At 58.2% G+C, this 20,139-nt stretch carries 26 protein-coding genes and 1 riboswitch; of the genes, 15 read left to right on the top strand and 11 right to left on the bottom strand.

All coding sequences use genetic code 11. The features are described 5' to 3' along the window. Positions 1 to 3: 3 nt before the first annotated feature. The gene (locus tag NUV55_RS11170) at positions 4 to 1,101 is read left to right on the top strand and encodes a glycosyltransferase family 4 protein (protein WP_296673019.1); all 1,098 of its coding nucleotides are present in this window, start codon (positions 4 to 6) and stop codon (positions 1,099 to 1,101) included. A 21-nt stretch (positions 1,102 to 1,122) separates the two neighbouring features. Next, positions 1,123 to 2,313 carry a glycosyltransferase family 4 protein gene (locus tag NUV55_RS11165; RefSeq protein ID WP_296673017.1) on the top strand — a complete coding sequence of 397 codons (1,191 nt, stop codon included), beginning with the start codon at positions 1,123 to 1,125 and terminating at the stop codon, positions 2,311 to 2,313. A 70-nt stretch (positions 2,314 to 2,383) separates the two neighbouring features. Here NUV55_RS11165 and NUV55_RS11160 read toward each other — a convergent pair whose 3' ends face one another. Continuing rightward, entirely contained in the window at positions 2,384 to 3,004 is a 621-nt protein-coding gene (locus NUV55_RS11160) for a methionine biosynthesis protein MetW (protein ID WP_296673015.1), read from the bottom strand. Positions 3,005 to 3,028: 24 nt separating this feature from the next. Here NUV55_RS11160 and NUV55_RS11155 point away from each other — a divergent pair, with 24 nt between their 5' ends. Further along, positions 3,029 to 3,274 (top strand): hypothetical protein, encoded by a 246-nt coding sequence (locus tag NUV55_RS11155; protein WP_296673013.1) that lies wholly within the window; start codon positions 3,029 to 3,031, stop codon positions 3,272 to 3,274. Next, positions 3,271 to 4,503: an O-antigen ligase gene (locus NUV55_RS11150; protein WP_296673012.1), complete on the top strand. Its 1,233-nt coding sequence runs from the start codon at positions 3,271 to 3,273 to the stop codon at positions 4,501 to 4,503. Before NUV55_RS11155 ends, NUV55_RS11150 begins: the two co-directional genes overlap by 4 nt. On the opposite strand, the gene NUV55_RS11145 is transcribed toward NUV55_RS11150, so the two are convergent. After that, complete coding sequence (locus NUV55_RS11145; RefSeq protein ID WP_296673010.1) at positions 4,493 to 5,290, bottom strand: glycosyltransferase family 2 protein; 798 nt, start codon at positions 5,288 to 5,290, stop codon at positions 4,493 to 4,495. The genes NUV55_RS11150 and NUV55_RS11145 overlap by 11 nt on opposite strands. Before the next feature lie 35 nt (positions 5,291 to 5,325). Then, positions 5,326 to 6,009 (bottom strand): glycosyltransferase family A protein, encoded by a 684-nt coding sequence (locus tag NUV55_RS11140; RefSeq protein ID WP_296673009.1) that lies wholly within the window; start codon positions 6,007 to 6,009, stop codon positions 5,326 to 5,328. 71 nt (positions 6,010 to 6,080) lie between these two features. Here NUV55_RS11140 and waaC point away from each other — a divergent pair, with 71 nt between their 5' ends. Beyond that, complete coding sequence (gene waaC / locus NUV55_RS11135; protein WP_296673007.1) at positions 6,081 to 7,052, top strand: lipopolysaccharide heptosyltransferase I; 972 nt, start codon at positions 6,081 to 6,083, stop codon at positions 7,050 to 7,052. After that, positions 7,049 to 8,320, top strand: coding sequence for a lipid IV(A) 3-deoxy-D-manno-octulosonic acid transferase (waaA, locus tag NUV55_RS11130; protein WP_296673006.1), 1,272 nt, complete (start codon positions 7,049 to 7,051; stop codon positions 8,318 to 8,320). Before waaC ends, waaA begins: the two co-directional genes overlap by 4 nt. Before the next feature lie 89 nt (positions 8,321 to 8,409). Here the strand turns inward: waaA and NUV55_RS11125 are convergent, their stop codons facing one another. The 4 genes from NUV55_RS11125 to NUV55_RS11110 form a co-directional block, all read right to left on the bottom strand. Further along, positions 8,410 to 8,826, bottom strand: a complete 417-nt coding sequence (locus NUV55_RS11125) for a nuclear transport factor 2 family protein (protein WP_296673004.1) — start codon at positions 8,824 to 8,826, stop codon at positions 8,410 to 8,412. Positions 8,827 to 8,869: 43 nt separating this feature from the next. Beyond that, positions 8,870 to 9,190, bottom strand: coding sequence for a rhodanese-like domain-containing protein (locus NUV55_RS11120; protein WP_367280409.1), 321 nt, complete (start codon positions 9,188 to 9,190; stop codon positions 8,870 to 8,872). A gap of 11 nt (positions 9,191 to 9,201) precedes the next feature. Next, positions 9,202 to 9,864, bottom strand: a complete 663-nt coding sequence (locus NUV55_RS11115) for a protein-L-isoaspartate O-methyltransferase (RefSeq protein ID WP_296673000.1) — start codon at positions 9,862 to 9,864, stop codon at positions 9,202 to 9,204. A gap of 94 nt (positions 9,865 to 9,958) precedes the next feature. Further along, on the bottom strand, positions 9,959 to 10,840 hold the full coding sequence (locus NUV55_RS11110) for a metallophosphoesterase (protein ID WP_296672998.1): 882 nt from the start codon (positions 10,838 to 10,840) through the stop codon (positions 9,959 to 9,961). Positions 10,841 to 11,047: 207 nt separating this feature from the next. Then, a riboswitch (TPP riboswitch) is annotated at positions 11,048 to 11,143 on the top strand. Positions 11,144 to 11,194: 51 nt separating this feature from the next. Between NUV55_RS11110 and thiC the strand changes: the two genes are divergently transcribed. The 9 genes from thiC (at position 11,195) to NUV55_RS11065 (ending at position 17,338) form a co-directional block, all read left to right on the top strand. Further along, on the top strand, positions 11,195 to 13,084 hold the full coding sequence (gene thiC, locus NUV55_RS11105) for a phosphomethylpyrimidine synthase ThiC (RefSeq protein ID WP_296672996.1): 1,890 nt from the start codon (positions 11,195 to 11,197) through the stop codon (positions 13,082 to 13,084). 25 nt (positions 13,085 to 13,109) lie between these two features. Continuing rightward, positions 13,110 to 13,424, top strand: a complete 315-nt coding sequence (locus NUV55_RS11100) for a non-heme iron oxygenase ferredoxin subunit (RefSeq protein ID WP_296672994.1) — start codon at positions 13,110 to 13,112, stop codon at positions 13,422 to 13,424. Between the two features lie 11 nt (positions 13,425 to 13,435). Continuing rightward, positions 13,436 to 14,569: a hypothetical protein gene (locus NUV55_RS11095; protein ID WP_296672993.1), complete on the top strand. Its 1,134-nt coding sequence runs from the start codon at positions 13,436 to 13,438 to the stop codon at positions 14,567 to 14,569. A 302-nt stretch (positions 14,570 to 14,871) separates the two neighbouring features. Further along, positions 14,872 to 15,120 carry a hypothetical protein gene (locus tag NUV55_RS11090; protein ID WP_296672991.1) on the top strand — a complete coding sequence of 83 codons (249 nt, stop codon included), beginning with the start codon at positions 14,872 to 14,874 and terminating at the stop codon, positions 15,118 to 15,120. Next, complete coding sequence (locus NUV55_RS11085; protein WP_296672990.1) at positions 15,117 to 15,572, top strand: type II toxin-antitoxin system VapC family toxin; 456 nt, start codon at positions 15,117 to 15,119, stop codon at positions 15,570 to 15,572. Before NUV55_RS11090 ends, NUV55_RS11085 begins: the two co-directional genes overlap by 4 nt. 73 nt (positions 15,573 to 15,645) lie before the next feature. Beyond that, positions 15,646 to 15,819: a hypothetical protein gene (locus NUV55_RS11080; RefSeq protein ID WP_296672988.1), complete on the top strand. Its 174-nt coding sequence runs from the start codon at positions 15,646 to 15,648 to the stop codon at positions 15,817 to 15,819. Positions 15,820 to 15,912: 93 nt separating this feature from the next. Continuing rightward, positions 15,913 to 16,089, top strand: coding sequence for a hypothetical protein (locus tag NUV55_RS11075; RefSeq protein WP_296672986.1), 177 nt, complete (start codon positions 15,913 to 15,915; stop codon positions 16,087 to 16,089). Positions 16,090 to 16,266: 177 nt separating this feature from the next. Next, the gene (locus NUV55_RS11070; RefSeq protein ID WP_296672984.1) at positions 16,267 to 16,728 is read left to right on the top strand and encodes a mobile mystery protein A; all 462 of its coding nucleotides are present in this window, start codon (positions 16,267 to 16,269) and stop codon (positions 16,726 to 16,728) included. Between the two features lie 4 nt (positions 16,729 to 16,732). Then, positions 16,733 to 17,338: a mobile mystery protein B gene (locus tag NUV55_RS11065; RefSeq protein ID WP_296672982.1), complete on the top strand. Its 606-nt coding sequence runs from the start codon at positions 16,733 to 16,735 to the stop codon at positions 17,336 to 17,338. 180 nt (positions 17,339 to 17,518) lie between these two features. Here the strand turns inward: NUV55_RS11065 and NUV55_RS13885 are convergent, their stop codons facing one another. Genes NUV55_RS13885 through NUV55_RS13880 form a run of 4 tightly spaced genes read right to left on the bottom strand, consistent with a single transcriptional unit; the run spans position 17,519 to position 19,975 of the window. Then, positions 17,519 to 17,878, bottom strand: a complete 360-nt coding sequence (locus NUV55_RS13885; RefSeq protein ID WP_367280406.1) for a DUF6527 family protein — start codon at positions 17,876 to 17,878, stop codon at positions 17,519 to 17,521. A 13-nt stretch (positions 17,879 to 17,891) separates the two neighbouring features. Continuing rightward, positions 17,892 to 19,295 (bottom strand): ThiF family adenylyltransferase, encoded by a 1,404-nt coding sequence (locus NUV55_RS11060; RefSeq protein ID WP_296672981.1) that lies wholly within the window; start codon positions 19,293 to 19,295, stop codon positions 17,892 to 17,894. Continuing rightward, positions 19,292 to 19,696, bottom strand: a complete 405-nt coding sequence (locus NUV55_RS11055; RefSeq protein ID WP_296672978.1) for an E2/UBC family protein — start codon at positions 19,694 to 19,696, stop codon at positions 19,292 to 19,294. Before NUV55_RS11055 ends, NUV55_RS11060 begins: the two co-directional genes overlap by 4 nt. Then, a complete protein-coding gene (locus NUV55_RS13880) occupies positions 19,697 to 19,975 on the bottom strand; it encodes a multiubiquitin domain-containing protein (protein ID WP_367280408.1) in 279 nt (92 codons plus the stop codon). Positions 19,976 to 20,139: the final 164 nt, after the last annotated feature.

Below are 20,139 nucleotides of genomic sequence, written 5' to 3'. Positions count from 1 at the left end.
CCCATGCATATCGTTCACACCGAGGCCTCGTGCGGCTGGGGCGGGCAGGAGATCCGCATCCTCACCGAGGCAGGGGGAATGCTCCGCCGCGGGCACCGGGTCACGCTGTTATGTCCGCCCGAAGCGCGTATTCTCGTCGAGGCGCAGCAGCGCAAAATTCCTGCCGTGGCACTGCCCATCGGGCGCAAGCGTTTGCAAGGCGTCTTGGCACTGCGCCGATGGCTCAAGGCAACGTCGGCCGATGTAGTCAATACACACAGCTCAACGGACACATGGCTGGTCGCGTTGGCTTCATTGTTGCTGGAGCGTCCGCCGCCACTGGTGCGCACCCGCCACATATCGGCACCGGTACCGAAGAACCGGCTGACGCGTTGGCTGTACCAGAAAGCCACGACGCACATCGTCACCACCGGCGAAAAGCTGCGCCTGCAGCTTGCCATGGAGAATGGCTACGATCCTGCCACCATCACCTCGGTGCCGACGGGAATGGACACTGAATACTTTGTTCCCGGTATTCGCGCTGCTCGACGTGCGCAGCTGCACCTCGACAGCAACACATTGATAGTCGGGATCGTTGCGACCCTGCGCAGCTGGAAGGGGCATGAATACCTGATTGACGCCTTCAGCCGCTTGTCCGCGCAACCGTCCCGGCTGGTCATCCTGGGCGACGGCCCACAGCGTGAGGCACTGCATCAACGCGTGCAAACCCTGGGCCTGCAAGATCGCGTGTTTATGCAAGGCGATCAGCCCGAGGTTCTGCCCTGGTTGCAGGCCATGGATATTTTCGTGCTGCCGTCCTATGCCAACGAAGGCGTGCCGCAGGCCATCATGCAGGCGATGTTGTGCGCGCTGCCGGTGGTAACGACCCCGATCGGCAGCATCGGTGAGATCGTCACGCACGATTCCACCGGCCTGATGGTCAAGCCGAAGGACTCCGACGATCTGTGGCAAGCGCTCGAAAAGCTCGCGGCGGATGCCAGTCTGCGCAACCGGCTGGGAACGGAGGCGCGGCGGTTTGCGCAGGCGCATTTCAGGCTGGATCTGATGCTCGACAAAATGGAAAAGGTGTTTGCCGGCGCTATCGCCGCGCCGCGCCATTAGATTATCTCGCCACGCCCACACATGAAATGCCGGATCATTTATCTGCACCGCCTGGAGTTCACGGGCTCGGGCCAGACCATCCAGGTCTTGCGCGATTACGATTCCCTCGCACGCCTCGGTTACGAGGTGCATGTGTTTTACCGCGCCCCCCGTGCGTTGTCCGATGCCGAGCTGGCGGAGGCGGCATCACGGCACGGACTGACAGCGGAGACGCCCCTGAAATTTCACTGTATTTCGGAGGGGTTCGGCGGAAAACGCCGCTTGTTCCGCGCCGCCGATTCGCTGATGGAGAAAAGCGACCTTCCTGTTGTGATTGCCGTGCGCACGATGGACCATGCGCGCCTGGCGCTGGCTCTGCGTCGGCGCACGCACCGCCAGCCGGTCCGGGTGATTATCGAACTGCATGAAGGTGCTTTCCCGCACATGGTTTACCGCGAGCGCGGACGGCGCGTGCGGGCATGGTTCAGCCGGCGCAGCGAACGACACGTGCTGCGAGAGGTGGATGGTATTGTCGCCACGGTGGGATCGCAGGAGACGCTGTTAAAAGAAATTTTCCCGGCGCACGCACGTGTCGCGGTGCTTCCCAACGGTGTCGATCTTCCTGCATTTGAGAATGCCTCCAGCGCGACCACGGCAGGCGATGGACGTTTTCACCTGCGCTACGCTGGCCAGTTTTTGGCGTGGAAGAACACCGATATCATGATCGAGGCCATTAAATATTTGCCGTCGTCAGTTATCCTCGAACTGGCCGGCGGAAAGCCCGGCGCCGAGGAACAGACACGCCATGCGATCGAAGTGGTGGCACGACGTCATGGTGTCGAGCGGCGGGCTCACTATGTGGGTTTCCTGTCGCCGAAGGATGTCCCGGCCTTCCTGATGCAGGCGAATGCGCTGCTGCTGCCGCTGGGAAATAATGTCCAGTCCCGCTATTTCACTTCACCGATGAAACTGTTCGAATACGCCGCGAGCGGGGTGCCGATGGTGGTGGCGCGTCAGCCGACCACCCTGAGCCTGGTGCGAGACGGCGAGGAAGTGCTCATGGTCGGTCCGGACTCGGCGCGTGAAATGGCTGATGCGGTGAGTCGGCTCATGACTGCGCCAGAGTTGGCCGCCCGCCTGGCCGCCCGCGCCCGCGCATGGGTAAGGCAATATTCCTATGAGGAGCGCGCGCGGCGCTACCATGAGTTTTTGGAGGCTCTGTCGCAGGCTTGAGTGCCACTGCAGGCTCGCCAATCAGGGAATGCGTGAAACCGTGGCCGGGCTGGATCGCCCGCGCGATAGTTCAGGCGGTTTTCGCGGTCGACGTGGGTGGTTTTTCGAACAGGAACATGACGTTGACGCTCATCAGGTTCGGTGGGAACAGCTTGGCCGCGAGTTCGCGCAGCACATTGCGCCGGTCATCCACCATCATGGATACCGTCGGCAGCAACAGGTCGAACTTGTGCGCCATGTGCGTGGCGAATGCATACGAGGTGGTATACGAGGGCAGCCAGCGATGCCGGTCCTGAATGGGTTCGGGGGGCATAATGTGTTTGCCGCCTTCCTTTCCCCGCAGGAAACGCAGGCGCTCTTTCCAGTGGTAAGAATTTGGCAGGATCACCATGAGCTGGCGGCGAGAAATCCGCACCAGCTCGCTGAAGGAAAACCAGATATTGTCGGTATGCTCGAGAATATCGAGTGCCACCACAGTATCGAATGCGTTGTCCGGGTAAGGGATGCCCTGTTCGATATTACAAACCTTGCTTACGAACGGCCCGGGAAAGAGATCGATGCCGCTGTACTCTATGGTCGGCGGAAGGTATTTTTTCATCCGGCCGTCACGGCAGCCGACGTCGAGCAGCGTAAGGGTGTTCGGATCGAGAAGCTGCACGACTTCTTCGAACTTCGAGCGATATAATCTCATTTCCGGGGACTCTCTTAGTTATTAATGATCTGCGCGCTTTTCAGGTTGCTGGCACACATGTCGCTCGGTATCGTGGTGTTCGTGCGCCTGAGCATGAGCACGCGACGAATGATCTTTACGGCGCCGCGGTGGTCTCTCCTGAAAACAGGCGAAGTTTGCCTGATCGCGGCGTCTGCCGCCAGCGTGGCGCGCACGGTCATTCACCGATGTATGCTGGCCGGTGCTTGCACCGTAAACGGTCGCAATGTGCCGTCGGAAGTCCAGGCATGAGGGCGGCCGGCATGGCGCGTCTCGATCGCGCCGAATATTTCCTGTTGTGCGCGCTGGCGCTGGTTCTTCCCATCCTCGAAATGCCCAAGAATCTCATCCTGTTTCTGTTGCTTCTGCTGACGGTGATTCGGATCGTGGGCCGCGATATCACATGGCGGTGGCCAGACCGGGTCGAGACCAGTCTGCTGTTCATCCTTGCGGTATGTATTTTGAGCACCGCCATCAATTGGCCGCTCGTCAACGGTCTGAAGGGCCTGAAAGATACGCTATCGCAGGTGCTCGTGTTTTGGCTCATCTACCGTGCAGGGTATTCTGATAAGAAGAACTATGGCCTCGCAGCGCTGGTTGCAGTGGGCGTAGTGTTTGGTCTTGGCTGGGGTATCGTCAACGTGTTGCAGTTTGGGCAAGGGCAGCTCCAGTTCCACTCAGCTGGTATTGTCTCGCAATCGGCAATCTATCTTGGTGTGGCATTCATCATGACACTCGCAGTGGCATGGGGTGATGTCGCGATGGTAATTACCCGGCGAATAAGAGTGTTGTGGTGGCTGGGCACGGTTGTCATGGTTATTGGATTATTCCTGATGGGTAGTCGCGGGCCCATCGCCGCGGTACTGATTACGGGTTTTGTGCTCGCGATCATGGCTGGCAAGCGCCATCTCTGGCTGGTGTTGACCGGTTTAGTTGGGGTGGCGCTCGCTCTAGCCGTCGCGCTGCCTGATCGTTTCTCTCAACACCGCGCGCTTGAAAAAACTTGGCAGACCATTGCTACGGTTGCCTTGGTCGCGGCTGACCAGGAACGTTACGACAATTGGCGTATCGCGATACGTCGTATCGCACAGGGAGATAGTCTGGTGCTGGGCATTGGCCCACGCAACTTTGCCGCGATAGACCAGGCCAAGATGCACTTCGACCCTCCGCTTACCATCAATCCAGGGCGGCTTAACCACGCTCATAATATGTTCCTCAACAAATTAGTCGAAGAGGGTATTCTCGGACTCGCTGCATTACTGTTCTTCTTCTGGTTGGTTCTTGTGAAACTGGCGCGCGATCGTCGCGATAATCGTTGGCAACACTGGTTGTGGATGGCGGGGATTGGTGCGTTGGCCGTTCCTGTGATTGCTGGTTTTTTTGCAACGCCGTGGTATCAGGAGCACGCACTCCTGGCAATGGTGGTACTGGCGATGTATCTCGGGTCAGAACGACAGGTGGCGCGAAGGCTCAGCGTTTAGCACTGCGCGCAAGCTCGATCAGCTTTGCGTATTTGCAAAAACTGTTGAAACAGCCGATCGAGATGTGAATCAGCCCCGGCACGCCATCGAGAAATCCCAGCCGTATAAAATAAAATTTGAAGAAACGAAACAGCGGGCTCAATACCAGCTTGAAGGGATTGACGCGCCGGCCGGCGCGGTGCAGCGCTTCGGCCTGCAGGGTGGTATAGCGGTTCTGCTTGGCGAGATAGTCGGCAAGGCCCTGTTCCGATTCGTGCAACAGGTCGCCGTGCAGCGTGATCGTTTTGCCATCCGTCATCACTTTTTCGTGCACCGAGTCGTCGCTCCAGCGCGCATGCTCGCGGTGATACAGCCGCAGGCTCCAGTCGGGATAGCCCTCGCCGTGGCGCAACCACCGGCCCATGAAGCGGTTGCGGCGCGCCATGCGACCGGCCTGAAAGCGTGGCGCCACCAGTGCTTCCTGGATGCTTTGCCGCAGTTCCTCGCTCACGCGCTCGTCCGCGTCGAGTGACAGTACCCAGTTGTTCTTGGCCTGGCGCGTGGCGAATTCCTTCTGTTTGCCGTAGCCCAGCCACTCCTGCTGAAGGATCCGCGCGCCGTAACGCCTGGCGATGTCGAGCGTGGTGTCGGTGCTGCCGGAATCGACAATCAGGATTTCGTCGGCAAAGGCGAGGCTTTGCAGGCAGGGTTCGATCCGGGAGGCCGCGTTGCGGGTGATGATGACAGCGGATAAAGGCAGCTCTGTTCGAGGCGCTTGCTCGTCTTTCCTTATTAATGGTTCTGCCATGGCGCTATTCTATGTGAAAATTTTCGCACACGTTTTTAGTTGTGAATGAATAATATGCGATCGACTTTGCCGATGCGCAAACGCGGCGCACCGGGTTTGTGTTTCTGTGTAAGCCACAGGTACAGTTGCCATTTCCAGTAGCGAATAAGGTTTTCAACATTGCAACCGGCGACGAGGCGGTCAATAAAATCACCGTCGGCGGTGTAACCTTTTTTCTTGAAGCCCACCGACTGAGCCAGGCGCGTGCGCAAGATAAAGTTTCCAATGTCGATATATTTTCGTTTTGGAAAGGATTCAAAGAGGTGGTAATCGTCCTGTTTGTACTTGCCGGGGCGCTTGTGGCTGTGGATCATGTTGCACAGCACCAGATCGAGATCATCGCGATGAATGGCTTCAAACATGTATTGCAGGAATTTCGGGGCGTAGTAGTTGTCGTCGTTGGTAAACATGATGAATTCTGCATCGGCCTGATTAAGCCCGATTTCACGTAACGAGTAGCCATAATCATTGTAACGGCGGTCGGTTTGTTGATAGGAGATGCGCGCATCCCTGTGCTGATAATCGCCGACAATCCGTTCCATGGTTTCATCAGGCCCGTCATGGATGACGATGAGCTTCCATTTTTCGAACGTCTGGCACAGAAAGGAGTTGAGCAGTACGTGGATGTGACGGTAGCGCTGGTACGTGACGCAGACAATGGTTAGCTCGGTATTCAGCATGAATGCGGCTGAATAACAGTGGCCACCGGGAACGATTCGGACATGGCGCTATTCTATGCGAAAATCTTCAAGTGCGTTTATTGATAATAAAAACCTCCTCGCTCGGGGACGTGGTCCACAATCTGCCGGTGATTTCCGACATCGTCGCCCGCGTTCCCGACGTCGTCATCGACTGGGTGGTGGAGGAAAGCTTTGCCGAAATTCCCCATCTGCATCCGCGGGTGCGCCGGGTAATTCCCGTGGCATTGCGGCGCTGGCGCCGCGGTATCTTCGACCCGGCCACGTGGCGCGATTTCTCCCGGTTTCGCCGCGAGCTTCAGTCCGAAACCTACGACAAGATCATTGACACCCAGGGGCTGGTAAAAAGCGCCTGGCTGGCGCGCCTGGCACGCGGGTCGTCCTGCGGGCAGGACAGTAACAGCGCGCGCGAGGCGCTGGCGGCGTTTTTTTATCAGCAGCGCTTTCCCGTGGCGCGCAGCCGGCATGCCATCGTGCGCAACCGCGATCTCGTGGCGCAGGCGCTGGGCTATCCGCTGCCGGATGGTCCGCCCGATTACGGTATCAAGGCGCCCAAAGCCAAGTTGTCCTTCAGCGTCCCGAAAAAATTCGTGTTGGGCCTGCATGCCACCAGTCGCGACAGCAAGCGTTGGCCGGTGGATCATTGGATCGCGTTCGGCCAGGAGCTGCACGCCCAGGAAATCAAATTGCTCCTGCCGTGGGGCAGCGCCGAGGAGGAGCAGCATGCCGGAGAAATCGCACATTATTTGAAGAATGCCACCGTGCTGCCGCCGCTAAAGCTGCATGAACTCGCCACGCTCATGGGCCGCGCGCTGGCGGTGGTGGGCGTGGACACCGGCCTCGTGCACCTCGCCGCTGCGCTCGGCCGCCCGACGGTGGCGATCTACACCGATTCCACGCCGGCGCTGACCGGCGTGGTCGCCCCGAAGTCCGGGAACGTGTGCAATCTTGGCGATGTCGGCCGCGTGCCGGAACCGGTGGCCATCAAACAGGCGCTCACGGGTCTGGGTTTGCTGGGGACATGAATCGCCTCGTCTATCTCTGGTTCCTGCGCCTGATGTTGCCGGTGGTGCTGGTGCGGCTGGCGTGGCGCGGGCTGCGCAACCCGGATTACTGGCAGCGCATCCCGGAGCGTTTCGGGTTCATCGAGCCCGTGACCAAGCAGCGCGTGATCTGGATACACGCCGTGTCGGTGGGCGAGGTGCGCGCCAGCGCGCCGCTGGTGCGCGAACTCAGCGAACACTATCCCTATCATTCCCTGCTGATCACCACCATGACGCCAACCGGCTCGGCGCAGGTGCGCGCGCTGTTCGTCGACAAAGTAGCGCATTGCTATGCGCCCTATGATTACCCTTCGGCGATCCGGCGCTTCCTCGATCGCACCAAGCCGGTGATGACCATCGTCATGGAAACCGAGCTGTGGCCGAACATTTTTCACCTGTGCCGCGAGCGCGGTATTCCGGTATTTGTCACCAACGTGCGCATGTCGGATTTTTCGATGCGCAAGTACCAGCGCTTCGCCAGCCTGGCGCGCGCAACCCTGTTGCAAGTATCCCGCTTTGCGGCGCAGTCGCCGGCGGACGCGAACCGGTTGATGAACCTCGGCGCCGCTCCGGAAACAGTGACCGTCACCGGCAGCATCAAGTTCGAACTCAACATCGGCGCCAGCATGCGCGAAGCCGCCGAGGTGCTGCGCCTTACCTGGGGTCAGGACCGCCCGGTGTGGCTCGCGGCCAGCACCCACGAAGGCGAAGAAGAGACGGTGCTCATGGCACTCGCGGCACTCAAGACCCAACCGCGCTTCGCCAACATGCTGCTGGTGCTGGTGCCGCGCCACCCGGAGCGTTTCACGGCCGTGGCCCGGCTGTGCAAAAAGAACTTTCGTATTGCGCTGCGCAGTGAAACCCCCGGCGCCATCGATCCCGCGACCGAGGTCCTCGTCGGCGACACCATGGGTGAGCTGCAATTATTTTATGGCGCGGCCGACGTCGCCTTCATCGGCGGTAGCCTGGTACCGACCGGTGGCCACAATCTGCTCGAGGCCTCGGCCTTGGGCAAGCCGGTGGTATTCGGTCCGCACATGTTCAACTTTCAGGAAATCAGCCAGATGACGCTGGATCGCGGCGCCGGCGTGCAGGTCCAGTCCCTGGATCAGCTCTCTGCCGCGGTATCGGATTTTCTGGGGAATGCCAATCGCCGCGACAGCGTCGGCGAGGCCGGCCGCAAGATGGTGGAGGAAAACCGCGGCGCGCTCACGGCCAACATGCGGTTGATTGAACAGTTAATTAAATAAAGAAATAGACAGGATTCACAGGATTAATTCTGAAAATCTTTAATCCTGTAAATCCTGAAAAATCCTGTTAATCCTGTTCATTCGTTTTTTCAATGTAACGTCGGCGAGTCGGTCTTTGACGGCGGACGTGAAGGCGAAGCGTGGTGCAACACCATGCGCCAGCCGGTGTCGGTGAGGCGGTAAACGTTGGTAGCGTGCATCGGTGTGCCCGGCGGTTCATTGCCGGCGCGGATATGTTCCTCCACGAGGTGAACCGCAAACGTGCCGTCCTGCCCGCGCGAGCGTCCGTTGATCATGATCTGCATGTCCGGCGAGTTGCGGAAAATCGTCAGCCACGAATCGCGGACGGCGGCGCGCCCGAGGAGGATCGAGCCGAACGGATGGATGCAGCTGACGTCGTCGTCCGCGGCCCACACGTCCATCATCGCGTCCACGTCGCGCTTGATGAAGGCGGCATAGAAGGCGGCCTCGGCCTCCTGCGGGGTTTCGAATTTTTTCTCGCTCATTGCCGCCAGTCGTTGATTTGTGCCATGGGGTGCGGAAGCATATTCAGTAAGTCGGCATCTTGGTGTCGACTTCGCGCGCCCAGGCGGCGATGCCGCCCACCACGTTGTGGAGCTTGTCGAAGCCCACGCGCTCGAGGTACAGCGCCACCTGCTGGCTGCGGATGCCGTGATGGCACAGCACCGCGATCTCGACATCCTTCGGCAGCTCGGCCGTGCGCGCCGGGACTTCGCGCATCGGGATGGTGAGGGTGTCCGGCAGTTCACAGACGTTGCGCTCCCATGGCTCGCGCACGTCCAGCACCACCAGCTTGTCGGGTTCCTGGTCGAGCTTTTGCTTCAGCTCACTGACGGTCAATTGCCGGATCATGGCGCAACCTAAAATACGAACTTCGCGGGTTCGAGGGCGTTTTGCAGTTTGGGTAGGACCGTTTCGAACATCGAATCGGTCTCGAAGGAATATTCGCCGATACGGCGGAGGCGCCGCACGTCCATCGCCGGGGCCGTGCCCACGATGGCGATCATTCTGCCGCCGACCGTGAGGCTTTGCTGAAACGCCTCGGGCAGCAGCGGTGTCGAGCCGGTGAGCAGAATGACATCATAAGGTTTCTGCCGCTCCCAGCCGCGCGCGCCGTCGCCGTTTTCGAGTGTGATGTTGTGCACGCCGTGGTGCGCCAACTTCGTGGCGGCCTCGGCCGTGAATTCGGGGCGGATCTCGACACTGATTACATGCTTCCCGAGCGCCGCCAGCAGCGCCGTCATGTAGCCGCTGCCGGTGCCGATCTCCAAAATCTTGTCGGTGGGGTTAATCTCCAGCTCCTGCAGCAGGCGCGCCTCAAGCTTGGGCGCCATCATCACTTCGCCGTGGCCGAGCGGGATGTTCATGTCGACGAAGGCGAGATTGCGGTGCGCCTTGGGCAGGTAGTCCTCGCGCGGCAGGCGCCCGACCAGTTCCAGCACGCGCTCATCGAGCACGTCCCACGTGCGGATCTGACTGTCAATCATGGTCCGGCGCGTGACGTCGAAATTTGGGGAAGACATATATTGCTTACAGGTCGTACGGGTAAACGGGCGCCTAGCCTAAAGCAGTTTGGCGGGGGCACGCAAGCTGTGGCAGTTATTTGGCGCGCGCGACTCAGTGGCAGCTGTCTTCCCCCGAATCCAACACCACGCCCGGGACCGCGATAAATTCCCAGGCGTAAGTTCCCGGTTTGAGCGTCATCTTTAATACTCCGAACGCGGTATTGTTTCGCGCCTCGCTGTTCGGCTTCGGATCGTGAAATTCGTACAGTCGGAAGCCGCCGGTGCCGGCAATGAACTGGCGAATGCCGCGCTTCGGGTCGGCGATACCGTCCGCTGTCTGCGACGCGAAGCGTTCGTATAAATGATCGTGCCCGGAAATCACCACGTCCGCGCCATGCGTGTAAAGAATTTTCCAGATCCTCCGCATCTGCGGGTGGTTACCGTGATGGCCGGAGCTGAAGCGGGGGTGATGCCAGTAAGCCAGCGTGCACCGGGCCGGATGCGCGGCCAGGTCGGACGCAAGCCACCGCTCCTGGGCGAGGGGGTCGATGTGCTCCAGCATGCTGTTGATCACCACGATGTGCCATTGCGCCAGGTCATAGCTGTAATAACCCCGGCCTGGCGGCCCTGCCTGGTCGCCGAAATAGGCGAAATAGCCGGCGGCGTCGCGCGTCAGGTATTCATGATTCCCCACGGCCGGCCGCGTGCGCGCCTTATGGCGTCCCCAGGACGGCTCGTAACAGCTGGTAAATTCAGCGGGCGAACCGGCGCGGTAGGCAGTGTCGCCGACGGCAAATACCACTCCCGGAATCCGGTCCAGGAGGAGTGCGGTCTGCTCATCGTCATCCGAATGGCACGACGCGATGTCGCCCGCGCCCACCAACACCGCTTCCTCCAGCCGCGCCGGTTCCTGTGGTCTCTGTGGTTCCTGTGTCGGGGTGGCGCACGCGGAGAGGATCAGAAACAGCAAATAATAAACGCGAGAGAGTTTCATCCGGCCTTCATGCTCCATGGCCCCGGGCCGGAGAAACCGTCCAGGGAGTCGTCTGCCTCGAACGTCATTGACGCCTGCTTTGTTGTTGCCTCACAAAATCGCCCCATGGATTGTCTTAGATTGTAGCTCGGCGAATAACGCAATCCAGCCGGTAAATATCTCATTGTTGTTGCATTCCCCCCATGAATCCTTTAGCGTGAATCCATCTGTATGAGCTAGGGGTGCTGGCCGGTGGCCAGCTGAGATACACCCTTCGAACCTGAACCGGTTAGTCCCGGCGTAGGAAAGCTATCCGAAGCTTCTTCAGTTTCACCCCGCCGCTCATACCCCGGTCAGTTTTTACGAGGTAGTCCCATGAGCGCCAACCCCAAAGATTTTCTGCAACCGACCTCGACGCTTTCGGCCGAGGCCATCCGCCCGTTCCCGGCGTCGCGCAAGATTTACGTCGCAGGCAGCCGCCCCGACCTCCAGGTCGGCATGCGCGAAGTTACGCAGACGCCCACGCCCTCGAGCCACGGCGCCGAGGAGAATCCACCCGTCACGGTGTACGACACCTCCGGCCGGTACACCGACCCGACCGCGCGCATCGACCTGCGCGCCGGCTTAGCACCCCTGCGCGAGAAGTGGATTCTGGAACGCAACGACACCGTGCAGCTCGACGGCCCCAGCTCCGAATACGGCCGCGCCCGCGCCCGCGACCCGAAGCTCACGAGCCTGCGCTTCGAGCACATCCGCAAGCCGCGCCGCGCCAAAGCCGGGGCGAACGTGTCGCAGATGCACTACGCCCGCAAAGGCACCATCACGCCCGAGATGGAATACATCGCGATTCGGGAATCCATCCGTCTCGAAGAATTCCGCCAGGACCCGCGCTACGCCAAGCTCCTGAGGCAACACAAAGGCCAAAGCTTCGGCGCCGCCATCCTCGAGGAAATCACGCCCGAGTTCGTGCGCGCCGAAGTCGCGCGCGGGCGCGCCATCATCCCCAACAACATCAACCACCCGGAATCCGAGCCGATGATCATCGGCCGCAATTTCCTGGTGAAGATCAACACCAATATCGGCAACTCGGCCGTGTCCTCGAGCATCGAAGAGGAAGTCGAGAAAATGGTGTGGTCGGTGCGTTGGGGCGGCGACACGCTCATGGACCTGTCCACCGGCAAGAACATCCACGAGACGCGCGAGTGGATCATCCGCAACTGCCCGGTGCCCGTCGGCACCGTGCCGATCTACCAGGCACTGGAAAAGGTCGACGGCAAGGCCGAGGAACTCACCTGGGAAATCTACCGCGACACGCTCATCGAGCAGGCCGAGCAGGGCGTGGATTACTTCACGGTCCATGCCGGCGTGCGCCTGCCGTGGATCCCGCTCACCGCCGAGCGCGTCACTGGCATCGTCTCGCGCGGCGGCTCGATCATGGCCAAGTGGTGCCTCGCGCATCACCAGGAAAGCTTCCTCTACACCCACTTCGAGGACATCTGCGAGATCATGAAGGCCTACGACGTCGCCTTCTCGCTCGGCGACGGCCTGCGCCCCGGCTCGATCGCCGACGCCAACGACCGCGCCCAGTTCGCCGAGCTGGAAACGCTGGGCGAACTCACCAAGATCGCGTGGCAGCACGACGTGCAGGTGATGATCGAAGGCCCGGGCCACATCCCGATGCAGCTGATTAAAGAGAACATGGACAAGGAACTCGAAGACTGCTTCGAGGCACCGTTCTACACCCTCGGCCCGCTGACCACCGACATCGCGCCCGGCTACGACCATATTACGTCCGCCATCGGCGCGGCCCAGATCGGCTGGTACGGCACCGCGATGCTGTGCTACGTCACGCCGAAGGAACACCTGGGGCTTCCCGACAAGCAGGACGTGCGCGACGGCATCATCGCCTACAAGATCGCGGCCCACGCCGCCGATCTCGCCAAGGGCCACCCCGGCGCTCAGTTGCGTGACAACGCGCTAAGCAAGGCGCGCTTCGAGTTCCGCTGGGCCGATCAGTTCAACCTCGGCCTCGACCCGGAGAAAGCGCAGGAATTCCACGACGAAACGCTGCCGCAGGAAGGCGCCAAGCTCGCGCACTTCTGCTCCATGTGCGGCCCGCATTTCTGCTCGATGAAGATTACCCAGGAAGTCCGCGACTACGCCGCCAGCCAGAAGCTGTCGGAAGCGGACGCGCTGAAGAAAGGCATGGAACAAAAGGCGGTGGAGTTTGTGAAGCAGGGGGCGGAAATTTACCGTAAAACATGACCGCACCGTTCGTAACGCCGCGCTGATGCCCCAGGATTTCGTGAAAATCGCCCAGCGCGGCGAACTGATGCCCGGCAAGATGAAACGCGTCGACCTCGACGGACGGCGCATCCTGCTCGCCAACGTGGACGGCAGTTACTACGCCACCGACGACACCTGCACCCACGAGGAATCCTCGCTGTCGAAGGGCTTTCTCAAGGGCGACACCGTCAAGTGCCCGTTGCACGGAAGCCGCTTCAACCTCCGCACCGGCCAGGTTCTCGACGACCCGGCGGAAGAAAATTTGCGAACCTATCCCGTCCGCCTGGATGGCGACGACATCCTGATTTGTCTGACTTAGGAGTTGCCCGTATGGATATGCCTGCGTCAAATCTTCCCGACAACCCCACCGTCACCATGCGCTCGATCCTCAAGCGCATCGCCACCGGTCCCGAACTCAGCAAGGACATCTCCTACGAGGAGGCGCGCGCAGGCATGCGTTACGTCCTCGACGGGCTCGTGGACCCGGTGCAGGCGGGGATCTTCCTGATTGCGCTGCGCATGAAGCGCGAGACTGACGACGAGAACCGCGGCGTGCTGCAGGCGATCCGTGACGCCACGCACTCGGTCACCGCGAACGTGGACGAGGTGCTCGATCTTGCCGACCCCTACGACGGCTTCACCCGCACCTTGCCGGTCTCGCCGTTCCTGCCGGCGGTGCTGGCCGCCTGCGGCGTGGCCTGCGTCACCCACGGCGTGGAGCGCATGGGACCGAAATTCGGCGTGACCCACCGCCAGGTGTTGCGCGCCGCCGGGCTGGCGGTGGACCTGTCGGTCGAGGAGGCCGCCGCGCGTCTCGCCGATCCGGCCATCGGCTGGGCCTACGTGGATCAGAAGGTTTTCTGCCCCAAGCTCCACCGGCTCACCGATTTCCGCACACTCATCGTCAAGCGCCCGGCGATCACCACGGCCGAGGTGCTGGCCGGGCCGATCCGCGGGCGGCAACGCACGCATCTCGTGACCGGCTACGTGCACAAACCTTATCCACGCATTTACGCGCTGCTGGCGCGCCACGCGGGTTTCGACTCGGCGCTGATCGTGCGCGGCGTGGAGGGCGGGGTGCTGCCGTCGCTGCGCCAGAGCGGCAAGGCATTTTATTACCACGTCGGTGGCGCAGAACACGCGCTCGATTTCACGCCGGCCGACTTCGCCATCGAGCAATCGCTGCGCGCCGCGCCGTTGCCAGCGGGACTTGCGAGCGGATCGGAGGGCGGCGATGACGTCGCGGTCACAATCGATCCCGCCGCCATCGCCCAGGCCGCGGCGGCCGAGGGAAGCGAGGCGCTCGCCGGCCAGCCCGGTCCGGTGCGCAACAGTTTGGTGAGCGCCGCCGCGCTATGTCTGTTTCACCTCAAGCGCCATGATTCGCTCCGCGTTGCAGCCGATGTCGTGCGGGCCGTGCTGGACAACGGCGCCGCGCTCGAACGCCTCGCGCGCGCAACTTGAGCCAGAAGCTCTCGGAAGTGGAGGCGCTTCAGAAAGGTATGGAAGCCAAGGCGGTGGAGTTCGTGAAGCAGGGGGCGGAGATATATAAGAAAGCGTAATCTAAAAATGTCCCATATGGTTTTTCTACTATTTTTCTACTAATTATTGCCAAATTAGTAGTTTAGGATGGAGACCTCCGGCCGTACCATGAAAATCGGATAGGTTGTGTTCGATTTTCATGGCAGCACCGTTTTGAACAGCTTGGTTGCACTTTGCAACCACCCTGGTCTAAACTGTCTGGACGAACAGCGCGGAAACCAAACATGGCAACCCTTCACGTACGCAACGTCCCTGACAAACTTTACAAGCGTATCCATAAGCTCGCGGAAGCAGAGAATCGCTCGGTAACGGCCGAAGTCATCCGGCTTTTGAGCCAGGGCGTGCAGGCGCGCGAGGCCCGCAAGGGCGTGGCGGACGTTATTAATCGCATCCGACGGCGCGCCCAAAAGGTCGAGCTCCCTCGCGGTTGGACAGATTCTGCCGAGCTGATCCGCGAGGACCGCAACCGGTGAACCCCGCCCCGTTGCGGGCGGTGGTGGATGCCAGCGCGGCGGTAAAGATTTTTGTTCCCGAGGCGCTTTCCGCTCAGGCCCAAGAGGTATTCGCTCGCTTCGCCCTGGAAAATGGTGCTGAGTTGATCGTCCCCGATTTTTTCTTCGTCGAATGTGCCAATGTGTTTTGGAAATGGGTTCAGCGGTCGGCATACCCCGACAAGGATGTTCAGGCGCATCTGCGTGATTTAACCAGTCTCGGGCTAACGGTGATTCCAGCGCAAGCCATCGCTGAAGAAACCTTGGAGATTGCCTTGAAACACCGGATCACGGCCTACGACGCCTGTTATGTCGCCGCATCAAAGCAAACGCGGCTTCCGTTGATCACCGCGGATGAGAAGCTGGTAATGAAACTGGCGAAGGGTTCTTACGACGTGCAATGGTTGGGCGATATCGAGGTAGCATTGAAATAGAGGATTTTTGGACGGTTGAGTTCAAAAAGGCCGGTGTGGAAATTTACCGCAAGGAATAAGGACAGACAGTAGCGTGGCTAACGATAAATCTACACTAACGGACGAGCGCCTCTACCCGGCAACTTGGGACGAGGTCAAGGAGGTGGAGTTAGACGACGCCCTGCGCGCCACCCCCGCACAGCGCTTGGCCTGGTTGGAAGAGGCGCTGAAATTAGCGTGGATGGTTGGCGCCACCAAAGGAGAGTAGCAAACGTAGCCCGGATGGAGTGAAACGAAATCCGGGCTGAATCCCGGATTCAGCTGGCGCTGCATCTGGGTTGCTGACTAAAAACTAAGGCATATGGCAAACCAACCAAACCCGGATAAAGCGCCAGCGCCCTTCTGGCCTGTCATCTTTGCCGAGGTGGAGGAGGCACAGCTCAAGGCGTCTCTCGCCGCAACACCCGCAGAACGATTGGTGATAGCCGAAGAGCTGCTGGAGTTTGTGCGTTTGGCGCAGCAGGCCCGCAAAGGCTAACTCCGCAGAAAGGCATGGAAGCCAAGGCGGTGGAGTTCGTGAAGCAGGGGGCGGAGATTTATAAAAAGGCCTGATGTTATCGATTGAATTGTAAGCTTATATACTTACGTAATTATTAAAATAGTAAATCTATATATTTACTATTTACAATATAAAGTAAGTATATATACTTACTTTATGGTCAAGAAATACCAAAAAACTGCTCTTTCGCAACTGGATGCAAGCCTTGCCCAGTTCGTGCCGTTGCGCAATTTGCAGCCACCTAAAAAAGGATGGATCAGAGCTATCCGGGACGCGCTCGGCATGAGTGGGCGCCAACTGGGCGAACGTATGGATGTCAGCAAAATGTGGGTTGGAGATATGGAGCGGCTGGAAGCGACAGGCGCCACCACACTGAAAACCTTGCGGCGCGCGGCGGAGGCCATGGATTGCGTGCTGGTCTATGCGCTGGTTCCCAAAACCACGCTCAAAGAGACATTGCTGAAACAGGCCAGACAGAAAGTCCGGCAGGATATGGTGCGCGCCTCGCACACCATGGCGTTGGAAGATCAGTCTTTGTCGCAAGACGAAGTCGGCAAGGCCACGGAAACCGCCGCCGTGTCCCTGCTGAATAAAATACCGAAAACATTCTGGGACTGAGCGCGTGAGCGAAACGCGGACGACCGGCGCCACGCCGCTGGATCCGGATGAAGCCGAAGGGCTGATTCCCACCCACGTCACCACCCGGGAAGAACTCAATCGTCTGGAGCAGGAAAACATCGTCGAGGCCATGCAAGGCCTGAACACGTCCCGCCCCCAATCCATCCTGGACGAAGGCTTCATCCGCAAATTGCATCGCCAGATGTTCGGCCGCGTGTGGAAATGGGCGGGGAAATTTCGTACCAGCGACAAGAACATCGGCGTGCCGAAGGCGCATATCGGCGTCGAGCTGCACAAGCTTTGCGAGGACATCAAGGCGCAGATCGAGCACAAATCCTATCCCCCGGATGAAATCGCCTGGCGGTTCCATCACCGGCTGGTGTCGATTCATCCGTTCCCGAACGGGAACGGTCGCCACGCGCGACTGGTCACGGATCTGTTGCTGGAGAGGGTTCTGCACCAACCCCCGTTTACTTGGGGCGGCATGAGCGGAGTCCCGCAAGGAGAAGTCAGGGCGGCCTATCTGGATGCCTTACGCGCCGCGGACAAGAGCGATTACAACAAGTTGGCCGAGTTTGCGCGCCTGGCGCAACAGTCCCGCAAAGACTAGCCGCGTTGAAGGGCATGGAAGCCAAGGCGGTGGAGTTCGTGAAGCAGGGGGCGGAGATATATATGAAGACCTGAACAAAACATTAACCCGCCTTCATTTTTTTGAAAACAAAGTAATTTCGATTGAAAAGTGACTCAGCCTCTTTAGTTCGTATTCGAGCTTGGAACCAACAGAGAAGTTTTATGGAGGTACTCCGCGCTCGTACCAATGTATGTATCCACTCAAAATCCAAAAATGAGAGTAGCAGCCGTACTTTCGCCAAATGGATGGTCGTAAGCTAACTGTTCCATTTTGGTGTTGCATAAGGTTCCAATAGGGGCGCTCATCTTGAAGCAGATTCAGGTGAAGTGTCTCTCCACATCCACATGGACAAATCAAAGAAACGTGTTCAAGGAATCCATCTTCTTGGGTAACATATATTGTCTTGGCGTCTATCTGTTTTGGTAGCGCACCCTCAATGAATTGAGTCCTATATGGGGCAGCCTCTCTTTTCTGAGGCCTGCGGAAAAGTCGGTCGAATAGTAGCTTGAGCCAATGCATTGACCATGTGCTCCTAACTAAGCTCAACGATATCGAGCAAAGGCGTCACATCGCCTTTGCCCACATATTGTTGAAGGACGGTACATGGGGTGCCCTCTGGTTCCGGAAAGAGCTCCAGACTACTTAAGCTAGCTTCAATGCTGGCAATCTTACAGTTTGGAGCTTCCCTATACGGGTGTAATCGTGCAAGAAAGTCATTTATTGCCAAGGCTGCAATGTACATGTTTACACTGATTACCGCCGGTCGATATTCTTGTATGCCCTTTATATAGCCATCCTTTACTTGCTGTTCATGTGCAGCAGGATCAGTGTGTCGAAGACGTGCATGGGCAACTTGTTCCATTGTAAAGAGACCACGACTAATTAAGCTGGAACGCCCCGGTTGGAGATAATGGACCGTTCCACATACTTCTCTGATTTTGCCCTTTTGCGGACCATTAGGTATGGCATCAAGTCGGACGCCTAAATCAAAGTACGATATCGTGTAATAAGTAGCTAGTGTGTTAAGCAGAAAGCGTCCATCGACTGTATCCATGCAGCCAAAGACAATGTCACATTGTGCAACCTGACGAATCACTTCTGGGTCCCATAGGTTGCGACAGATTGGGATGACACGGGTGCCGAGACCTATCTTATCTATTGCCAGTGCGAGCATTAATGCCTTTAAACTGTGCTCGTTCGCATCAAGTATTGTGGAGTTCAGTATGCGGTTTACATTACGATCATCCATTCGATCATCATCGACAATAATAAGTTCGCCAACACCGAGCCGGATAAGCTGTTCGATTACTGGGCTGCCCGTGCCAGAACAGCCAATTACCGCAATTGAAAGACGGCGTAATCGTTCAGTTGTTCCTGCTCCGAAAAGCTGGGCATGAGATGCAACAAAACTGGGCATCTCCGAAGTATTGGCATCGGAATACCAAAAATACAAATCATCACCAACCACGTTAATCAAGTCCAATTTTATGAAGTCGTTTTCTGAACCGAGAACACGACCAAACATCTCGCCGTTTGGCAAGACAACAACACTGCCATGAATTACATCTGCTTCAACCCACCCTCGGACCAATGGCAGAAGATCACGATCAGCGATGTCATCTGTTTGGGAGAATCTCGGGTATCCCCTAGGATGGCTGTGTATCTTGATGACGGAGAGCGCATACTTTGTTGCGCGCTCGAGAATAGGTTCAAGTAGATCAGTTGGCCAGGTTACCTGTGTTTCCGTACGCACTGAGCATTGTTCGTGGGGAATCAAATGGATCTCACGTGCAACAAGACGGTGTCGTCGATCACCAGCACGTCGATTACAAAGCAAAATAGCAACAGCTTCTTTGTTGTCGCCAGGGTACAGGTGCCCCATTAATAAAGCATGCTGATCGCCGGTCAGGCTAAGCGTAGTGAAGGGATTATTCATCGCTCAAATTCCCGGGCGAGCCAATCCTCAATCAGCACGATATGCGTTCCGATATTATCTTGACCAATGACCCAAGGGTTTTGTGCTGTTCGATGTCGTGACCATCGTTGGAACGTTTGGTTTGCAATGACTTGTGTTCCTTCCGTTCGATTTATCGGTTTGCCGTCAGTTCGAATAAGCGCGGGAAAGAAGTAGACCATGTCGAGTCCGGCGCGCGGATATCCTGCTTCCAAACGGATAGCGGCTGTGACTTTTGGATGGTTGTATCTTTCATCTGTCGCAAAATTGTGAATCAGCACCCAATGGGAGCCGTCCACAATCGTTTCCCACGGAAGACCATAGTCGTTAAGAAACAACTGGTCTTCCATGGGAAGGTCGAACTGACGCCGCAAGTTTTCCATCTAACCTTCGGTCTGGTCCCGTGGTAGGGCTTTGAATTTCTCCACTCCAGGTGCCCGGAGGTCGACTTTTTCATCCAGACTGACTTTACGTGGCGGCTGACCAGCTATTTTGACGCGCAAGGTGTACTGCTCTGGGGGCGTAAGAGCAGCAAGTGTGAGGACCTCACGGCCTGTCACTATCGGCTGCTCCACAACAATCAGCTCCCCGTTTACGCGGAAGCGGTATCCGCGAGCTAATGGGGGCCGCTTCCCATGACGCGAGTATTCCTCTAGGTCGATTATCTCATCGAGGAAATCCTCTTCTTCCTTCGATTTTGCCTTTTTTTAGCCTATTTCTGCATGTTGGTCTGTCATTTGTGGATACCTCTGAAAGGTTGATGTAGCTATATAATAGCTAATAAATATGTATTGTCAATATACTTATTAGCTATTTTAAATTTACT

Origin of the sequence: Sulfuricaulis sp. (assembly GCF_024653915.1) — a bacterium.
In the GTDB taxonomy this organism is placed as follows: Bacteria; Pseudomonadota; Gammaproteobacteria; order Acidiferrobacterales; family Sulfurifustaceae; genus Sulfuricaulis.
Note: the sequence above shows the minus strand (reverse complement) of the source record. Positions and strands in the feature narration are given on the sequence as shown.

Excerpts from the sequence above, each read along its gene's own strand:
- NUV55_RS11170 (WP_296673019.1), top strand. The coding sequence starts at position 4 with ATGCATATCGTTCACACCGAGGCCTCGTGCGGCTGGGGCGGGCAGGAG.
- NUV55_RS11165 (WP_296673017.1), top strand. The coding sequence starts at position 1,123 with ATGAAATGCCGGATCATTTATCTGCACCGCCTGGAGTTCACGGGCTCG.
- NUV55_RS11160 (WP_296673015.1), bottom strand. The coding sequence starts at position 3,004 with ATGAGATTATATCGCTCGAAGTTCGAAGAAGTCGTGCAGCTTCTCGAT.
- NUV55_RS11155 (WP_296673013.1), top strand. The coding sequence starts at position 3,029 with ATGATCTGCGCGCTTTTCAGGTTGCTGGCACACATGTCGCTCGGTATC.
- NUV55_RS11150 (WP_296673012.1), top strand. The coding sequence starts at position 3,271 with ATGAGGGCGGCCGGCATGGCGCGTCTCGATCGCGCCGAATATTTCCTG.
- NUV55_RS11145 (WP_296673010.1), bottom strand. The coding sequence starts at position 5,290 with ATGGCAGAACCATTAATAAGGAAAGACGAGCAAGCGCCTCGAACAGAG.
- NUV55_RS11140 (WP_296673009.1), bottom strand. The coding sequence starts at position 6,009 with ATGCTGAATACCGAGCTAACCATTGTCTGCGTCACGTACCAGCGCTAC.
- waaA (WP_296673006.1), top strand. The coding sequence starts at position 7,049 with ATGAATCGCCTCGTCTATCTCTGGTTCCTGCGCCTGATGTTGCCGGTG.
- NUV55_RS11125 (WP_296673004.1), bottom strand. The coding sequence starts at position 8,826 with ATGAGCGAGAAAAAATTCGAAACCCCGCAGGAGGCCGAGGCCGCCTTC.
- NUV55_RS11115 (WP_296673000.1), bottom strand. The coding sequence starts at position 9,864 with ATGTCTTCCCCAAATTTCGACGTCACGCGCCGGACCATGATTGACAGT.
- NUV55_RS11110 (WP_296672998.1), bottom strand. The coding sequence starts at position 10,840 with ATGAAACTCTCTCGCGTTTATTATTTGCTGTTTCTGATCCTCTCCGCG.
- thiC (WP_296672996.1), top strand. The coding sequence starts at position 11,195 with ATGAGCGCCAACCCCAAAGATTTTCTGCAACCGACCTCGACGCTTTCG.
- NUV55_RS11100 (WP_296672994.1), top strand. The coding sequence starts at position 13,110 with ATGCCCCAGGATTTCGTGAAAATCGCCCAGCGCGGCGAACTGATGCCC.
- NUV55_RS11095 (WP_296672993.1), top strand. The coding sequence starts at position 13,436 with ATGGATATGCCTGCGTCAAATCTTCCCGACAACCCCACCGTCACCATG.
- NUV55_RS11090 (WP_296672991.1), top strand. The coding sequence starts at position 14,872 with ATGGCAACCCTTCACGTACGCAACGTCCCTGACAAACTTTACAAGCGT.
- NUV55_RS11075 (WP_296672986.1), top strand. The coding sequence starts at position 15,913 with ATGGCAAACCAACCAAACCCGGATAAAGCGCCAGCGCCCTTCTGGCCT.
- NUV55_RS11070 (WP_296672984.1), top strand. The coding sequence starts at position 16,267 with ATGGTCAAGAAATACCAAAAAACTGCTCTTTCGCAACTGGATGCAAGC.
- NUV55_RS13885 (WP_367280406.1), bottom strand. The coding sequence starts at position 17,878 with ATGCATTGGCTCAAGCTACTATTCGACCGACTTTTCCGCAGGCCTCAG.
- NUV55_RS11060 (WP_296672981.1), bottom strand. The coding sequence starts at position 19,295 with ATGAATAATCCCTTCACTACGCTTAGCCTGACCGGCGATCAGCATGCT.
- NUV55_RS11055 (WP_296672978.1), bottom strand. The coding sequence starts at position 19,696 with ATGGAAAACTTGCGGCGTCAGTTCGACCTTCCCATGGAAGACCAGTTG.